Genomic DNA, 6,157 nt, shown 5'->3' on the forward strand with positions numbered 1-6,157 from the left:
CGGTCTGTGATCCTGGACACCTGCGCAGGTGCGCAACCTTGCACGGGTCGGGGCGTGACCCCTACGGTGTTCCCCGCCGTGGTGCTCGGGAAGACCGGTGACGGACCCTCAGGGGTCCCAGCCCGGAGCGGCCCTCGCCACTGTGATCGGGTCGTTCCTCCGTCCGCGGAGGAACGTCGTCCGTACCCATGGAGCCACTGGGCGCCTCGTGCGCTTGGGAAGGCGGGTGCGGGTGTCCCGTCAGCCAGGAGACCGGCCACGGCATCTCACGAGGTTTTCCACGAGGTGCTGGAGCGTGATCCGCAGATGACCCTGCCCGAAACCGTTGCCGCCGGGGCCGAACCGGCCCCCTCCGCGCTGCCCAGCTTCCAGTGGCGGCGCGAGGACACCGTCCGTACCGCCGGGCTGATGGCGGTGATCGTGGCCATGCACGTGGTGGCCTTCGGCACGCTGATCTTCCTGGTCGCACCCGAGAAGTACGCGGTCGGTACCCAGGTCTTCGGGGTGGGCCTGGGTATCACCGCGTACACCCTCGGGATGCGGCACGCCTTCGACGCCGACCACATCGCGGTGATCGACAACACCACCAGAAAGCTGATGGCGGACGGCAAGCGGCCGGTCTCGGTGGGCTTCTGGTTCGCCCTCGGGCACTCCTCGATGGTGGTGCTGATGGCCGCCCTGGTGGCGGGCGGCGCGCAGCTGGCGAACACCCTGATGGACGACGAGTCGGCCACCCACAAGTGGCTCGGCGTGATCGGGACGACCACCTCCGGCGTGTTCCTCTACCTGATCGGCGCGCTCAACCTGGCGGCGCTGCTCGGCATCCTCAGGGTGTTCCGCTCGATGCGGGCCGGGAAGTTCGACGAGAAGGAGCTGGAGGCGCACCTCGACTCGCGCGGCTTCATGGCCCGGGTGCTGAACCGGGCGACCCGTTCGATCACCCGGCCCGGGCAGATGTTCCCGGTGGGCATGGTGCTGGGGCTGGGCTTCGACACCGCGACCGAGGTCACCCTGATGGTGATGGCCGGCTCGGGCGCCGCCTCCGGGCTGCCCTGGTACGCGATCGTCTGCCTGCCGCTGCTGTTCGCGGCCGGGATGAGCCTGTTCGACACCCTGGACGGGACGTTCATGAACTTCGCGTACCAGTGGGCCTTCGCCAACCCGGTGCGGAAGGTGTACTACAACCTGACCATCACCGGTCTGTCGATCGCGGTGGCCTTCGTCATCGGCACCATCGAGCTGGTCGGGGTGCTGCACGAGAAGCTCGATCTGACCGACCCGGTCACCGGCTTCATCGCCGACATCTCACTGGACAACGTCGGCTACGCCATCGCCGGGCTGTTCGTGGTCGTCTGGGCGATCGCGATCGGGTACTGGAAGCTCGCCGGGGTCGAGAAGCGCTGGGCGCCCGAGGGCTCCTGAGCCATCCGGCCGCGAGCAGCGGCCTGCCCGCGCACGCCGGAACGGCGCCTCCCCGCGGTGGGGAGGCGCCGTGCGCGTTCCGGGGGGCCTGGTGCGCCCCGGGCCGGCGCTCCTCACGGAAGTCGACGTGCCGGCCGGCGACCGGGTCGCACTCGCACAGGACCGGAAGTGACATATCCGTGACGGAGCGTAGCGGCCGGTAGGAGTCCGAGGGGCCGCCGGGGGTGCGGGGCCCCCTCGGCGGCACGCTGCGTGGGGGGCGGGGTGAGGGCCCGAGGGGGACGGTGCCGCGGTCGCGCAGGGGGGCGCGCAAGGGGTATTGGGGGTTCTGCCGGGGGTGCTCGGCGGGCGCTTCGGGCCGGGGGTTCGTAGGCTCGACGCATGGCGGATGCGTACGCGGGGCGGCGGGAGCGGGTGAGGGAGCACTGCAGTGCGGCCGGGGCCGATGCTGCGCTGATCACCCGCGCGGCGAACGTGCGGTACCTGACGGGCTGCGCGCCCTGCGGGGCGAGCCTGCTGCTGACCAGGGAGCGGGCGCTGCTCGCGCTGCCGGACGACCTGCCGCCGGACGACTCCGGGGAGCACCTGATCGCCCCGGACGTCACCCGGCTGCCGGTGGCGGCCGGGTCGGACTCCGCGCTGGCCGTCGCGGCCGTCGCCGCGCGGTCCGGGGTGTCGGGACTGGCGGTGGAGGAGCACGACCTGACCGTCACCCGGCACCGGGCGGTGGGGGGCCTGACCGAGGGGGCCCGGCTGGTGGACCTCGCCCAGACGGTCGAGCGGCTGCGGGTGGTCAAGGACGAGCACGAGATCGCCGACCTGCGGATCGCCGCCGAGATCGCCGACCAGGCGCTGGGCGAGCTGCTGGAGTCGATCCTGGTCGGCCGCACCGAGCGGCACCTGGCGATGGAGCTGGAGCGCCGGATGATCGACCACGGCGCCGACCGGGCCGCCTTCCCGGTCTCGGTCGGCACCGGCAGCCACTCCGGCCAGGCCGCCCACCAGCCCACCGACCGCCGGGTGGAGGAGGGCGACTTCCTGACCGTGGTGATGGGCGCCCAGTACCGCGGCTACGGCGTCTCCACCGCCCGCACCTTCGTGATCGGCGCGGCCCCCGCGCCCTGGCAGGTGGAGCTGCACCGGCTGGTCTTCCGGGCCCAGCGGGCCGGGCGGGAGGCGCTCGGACCGGGCGTGGAGCAGTGCGTGCCCGACCGGGCCGCCCGGCAGGTCCTGGAGGCGGCCGGCCACACCGAGGCCTCCCCGCACCCGGTGGGCCACGGCGTCGGGCTGGAGATCCGGGAGGCGCCGCGCCTCGGTCCGTCGGACATGGGTAAACTGGACAGCCGCGTGCCGGTCACCGTCGGTCCGGGGGTCCACCTCCCGGGCAGGGGCGGCGTCCGGATCGAGGACACGCTCGTCGTGCGCCCCCTCGAAGAGGGCGGGCCCGAGCTGCTCACCATCACCACCAAGGAGCTCCTCGCCCTGTGACCGCGGCCCCCCGGGGGCCGTGGGAGGCAGGACGCAATCCCTTGGTTCCTTGACAGCTATACAGGAGTTAGTGCGCCCGTGGCTTCCACGAACGATCTCAAGAACGGCATGGTCCTCAAGCTGGAGGGCGGCAAGCTCTGGTCCGTCGTCGAGTTCCAGCACGTCAAGCCCGGCAAGGGCCCGGCCTTCGTGCGTACCAAGCTCAAGGAGGTCCTGACCGGCAAGGTCGTCGACAAGACCTTCAACGCGGGCACCAAGGTCGAGACCGCCAACGTCGACAAGCGCGGCATGCAGTTCTCGTACAAGGACGGCGAGAACTTCGTGTTCATGGACATGGACACCTACGACCAGCTGACCATCGAGCCGTCGGTCGTCGGCGACGCCGCCAAGTACCTGCTGGAGGGCTTCGAGGCCCTCGTCGCGCAGAACGAGGGCTCGGTCCTCTACATCGAGCTCCCGGCCGCGGTCGAGCTGACCATCGCCGAGACCGAGCCGGGCGTCCAGGGCGACCGCTCCACCGGTGGCACCAAGCCGGCCACCCTGGAGACCGGCGCCGAGATCCAGGTGCCGCTCTTCGTCACCAAGGGTGAGAAGGTCAAGGTCGACACCCGCGACGGCAGCTACCTCGGCCGGGTGAAGTAAGTCCGTGTCGGCCGCACGCAGCAAGGCCCGCACCAGGGCCTTCCAGATCCTCTTCGAGGCCGACCACCGCGGGGTCGACCCGCAGCAGGTCCTCGCCGACTGGGTGGCCCGCGCCCGCGAGCCCAGGCCCGACGAGGGCACCCCGCAGGTCGGTGAGTACACCATGGAGCTCATCGAGGGGTACGTCCAGCACGCTCGTCGCATCGACGACCTGATCGAGCAGTACTCCGTCGGCTGGTCGCTCGACCGGATGCCGATCGTGGACCGCAACGTCCTGCGGCTCGGTGCCTACGAGCTGATCTGGGAGGACGGCGTCCCGGACGCCGTCGTCCTGGACGAGGCCGTCGAGATCGCCAAGGAGTTCTCCACGGACGACTCCCCGGCCTTCGTCAACGGCATGCTCGCCCGCTTCCTGGAGCTGAAGCCGAGCATCCGCCGGTAGACAGGTGGACGTCGTGGACGGCCGTCGGACCCGAACAGGTGTCCGGCGGCCGTTCCGCGTTTCACCCGGTCGGCGTAGGGTGGGGCCCTACTTGTCAGTAACTTGACGTCCGGAACCACGCGTGAAGGGCAGGTCCCCCCAGATGACCACCGCGATCCGCAGCGAGTTCGACCAGGGCATCGCCCTGACCAGGCACCCCGAGGAGGCCGGCCGCTACGACGCCGAGCTCGGCGCCGGCTGGCAGATCGGCGGCGGGGTGAACGGCGGACTGCTGCTCGCGGTGGCCGGACACGCGCTGTCGCTGGAGCACGGCACCCACCCGGACCCGGTGTCGATCAGCGGTTACTACCTGTCCGCCTCCACCCCCGGCCCGGCCACCGTCCGCACCGAGGTGCTGCGCACCGGCCGCGGCCTGTCCACCGGCACCGCCTCGCTCAGCCAGGACGGCGTCGAGCGGCTGCGGGTGGTGGCCAGCCACGGCGACCTCGCCACCGCCGACGGCGAGGTGCGCACCAGTGCGCGGCCGCCGCAGCTGCCGCCGCCGGACCAGTGCGTCGGCGTCGAGCACGCGCCCAAGGAGCTGATCGCCCAGGCCGCCCTGCTGGAGCGGTTCGACCTGCGGCTGGACCCGGCCACCATCGGTTGGGCGCTCGGGCAGCCCTCCGGCAACGGGCGGATCCAGGGCTGGTTCCGGCTCGCCGACGGCCGCGAGCCCGACCCGCTGCTGCTCCTGCTGGTCGCCGACGCGCTGCCGCCGGTCACCTTCGACCTCGGCATGCCGGGCTGGGCGCCCACCATCGAGCTGACCGTCCACCTGCGCGCCAGGCCCGTGCCCGGCTGGTTGCGGGTCACCCACGCGACCCGCAACCTGGCCGGCGGCTACTTCGAGGAGGACGCGGAGGTCTGGGACGAGTCCGGCCGCCTGGTCGCGCAGTCCCGCCAGCTGGCCCGGGCGCCCCGGGCCTGACCCGGCGGCCCCGCATTACCGGTGGTTACATTCCTGTGACACGCCGTACGTGTGCGGCGCGCGCGGATGGGGAGGAAGACGGTCAGCGGCGAGCGTGCCGCGGACCGTCAACCCCCGAAGCCAGGAGCCACCGATGAGTCAAAAGGGTCGCGCCCGCCGTAACTCCGACTGCACCGCCGGCGGCTCGCGGCCCGCGGTGCGGGCGTCGCACCGGCCACAGCGGGCCGGCGGCGCCGAGCAGGCTTTTGTCATCGGGGTGCTGACCAACGCCGCGGACTTCGCCCGGGCCCGCGCCTGGGGGATCTCCGACGCCCCCGACCACGAGCGCTACCTGGCCGACACCGCCGAGCTGCTGGCCGAGGCGCTGGAGCGGTTCGACACCGTCCGGGCCCGGATGTTCCACCCGCAGGACTTCGAGGAGTTCTGCGTGCTGCACGGGCTGGACCCGGCCGAGCCCGCCGCCCGCGACCGCTACCTGGTCAACCCGGCCCTGCAGACCCAGCTGCTGGCCTATCAGGGCGAGGAGCTGGCCGGGGACTTCGTGCCCCGCCTGGTGCGCGCCCGGGAGAACGGGCTGACGCTCTGCCACGCCGACCTGCTGCTCGACGGGGGCCTGTACGGGGGCGCGGGCGCGCCCGACGAGGAGCACGCCGCCTGGGTGCGCGCCGCCTACCAGCGCGGGGGCGAGGTGTTCCGCCGGATGCTGGTCGGCGCGGGGGCCGGCGTGTACGAGCTGCGCCTGCGGGTGGACGCGCCCGGCGGGAAGCTGACCGCCGCGGCTCGGGTCCTCCAGTGGGAGGACGGCGTGGTCCGGATCAACGACGAGGACCTGGAGCTGGTCTGCGCGGTGCTCTGCACCGGGCTGGCCCTGGAGCTGCCGGGCGTCGCGGTGCTGCACGGCTCGCAGGGCTCGGCCGCCTCCTGCGGGGAGTACCTGCAGGCCTCCTGGGCCTGGTCGAGCGGCGGGCAGGAGTGGGCGCCGGCCGAGCGGCCGGTCCGGCTGGACGGCGTGGCGGCGCAGCCCGGCTACGGCCTGGGAACGGTCTGCTGACGGCTCCGCCGCGGGGCCCCGTCCCGGGGGCACGAGACCTGGGGGGGACGCCCGGGCCGGGGGGTCATCCGGGGGGAAGGCTGGTCGTGGGGGAACACAAAGGACCAGCCGCGGTGGTTCCTGGGCACCCGGCGGGAGCAAGCGC

At 72.8% G+C, this 6,157-nt stretch carries 6 protein-coding genes and 1 riboswitch; all 6 genes read left to right on the top strand.

All coding sequences use genetic code 11. The features are described from left to right. Nucleotides 1-62 precede the first annotated feature (62 nt). Nucleotides 63-276: riboswitch (cobalamin riboswitch) on the top strand. A gap of 30 nt (nucleotides 277-306) precedes the next feature. Then, on the top strand, nucleotides 307-1,422 hold the full coding sequence (locus tag ACFVGO_RS20060) for a HoxN/HupN/NixA family nickel/cobalt transporter (protein WP_380633144.1): 1,116 nt from the start codon (nucleotides 307-309) through the stop codon (nucleotides 1,420-1,422). Between the two features lie 381 nt (nucleotides 1,423-1,803). Next, nucleotides 1,804-2,910: an aminopeptidase P family protein gene (locus ACFVGO_RS20065; protein ID WP_359897439.1), complete on the top strand. Its 1,107-nt coding sequence runs from the start codon at nucleotides 1,804-1,806 to the stop codon at nucleotides 2,908-2,910. Nucleotides 2,911-2,988: 78 nt separating this feature from the next. Beyond that, nucleotides 2,989-3,552 (top strand): elongation factor P, encoded by a 564-nt coding sequence (gene efp / locus ACFVGO_RS20070; RefSeq protein ID WP_359897438.1) that lies wholly within the window; start codon nucleotides 2,989-2,991, stop codon nucleotides 3,550-3,552. A 4-nt stretch (nucleotides 3,553-3,556) separates the two neighbouring features. Then, nucleotides 3,557-3,994, top strand: a complete 438-nt coding sequence (nusB, locus tag ACFVGO_RS20075) for a transcription antitermination factor NusB (RefSeq protein ID WP_359897437.1) — start codon at nucleotides 3,557-3,559, stop codon at nucleotides 3,992-3,994. A 142-nt stretch (nucleotides 3,995-4,136) separates the two neighbouring features. After that, nucleotides 4,137-4,961, top strand: coding sequence for a thioesterase family protein (locus tag ACFVGO_RS20080; RefSeq protein ID WP_380633146.1), 825 nt, complete (start codon nucleotides 4,137-4,139; stop codon nucleotides 4,959-4,961). Nucleotides 4,962-5,094: 133 nt separating this feature from the next. Continuing rightward, nucleotides 5,095-6,012, top strand: coding sequence for a hypothetical protein (locus ACFVGO_RS20085; RefSeq protein ID WP_359897434.1), 918 nt, complete (start codon nucleotides 5,095-5,097; stop codon nucleotides 6,010-6,012). Nucleotides 6,013-6,157 lie beyond the last annotated feature (145 nt).

Source organism: Kitasatospora sp. NPDC057738 (genome assembly GCF_042798815.1).
GTDB classification, from domain to species: Bacteria; Actinomycetota; Actinomycetes; order Streptomycetales; family Streptomycetaceae; genus Kitasatospora; species Kitasatospora lactacystinica.

What these genes read in the sequence shown, in the direction of transcription:
- ACFVGO_RS20080 (WP_380633146.1), top strand. Translation starts at nt 4,137, where the DNA reads ATGACCACCGCGATCCGCAGCGAGTTCGACCAGGGCATCGCCCTGACC.
- ACFVGO_RS20065 (WP_359897439.1), top strand. Translation starts at nt 1,804, where the DNA reads ATGGCGGATGCGTACGCGGGGCGGCGGGAGCGGGTGAGGGAGCACTGC.
- ACFVGO_RS20085 (WP_359897434.1), top strand. Translation starts at nt 5,095, where the DNA reads ATGAGTCAAAAGGGTCGCGCCCGCCGTAACTCCGACTGCACCGCCGGC.
- ACFVGO_RS20060 (WP_380633144.1), top strand. Translation starts at nt 307, where the DNA reads ATGACCCTGCCCGAAACCGTTGCCGCCGGGGCCGAACCGGCCCCCTCC.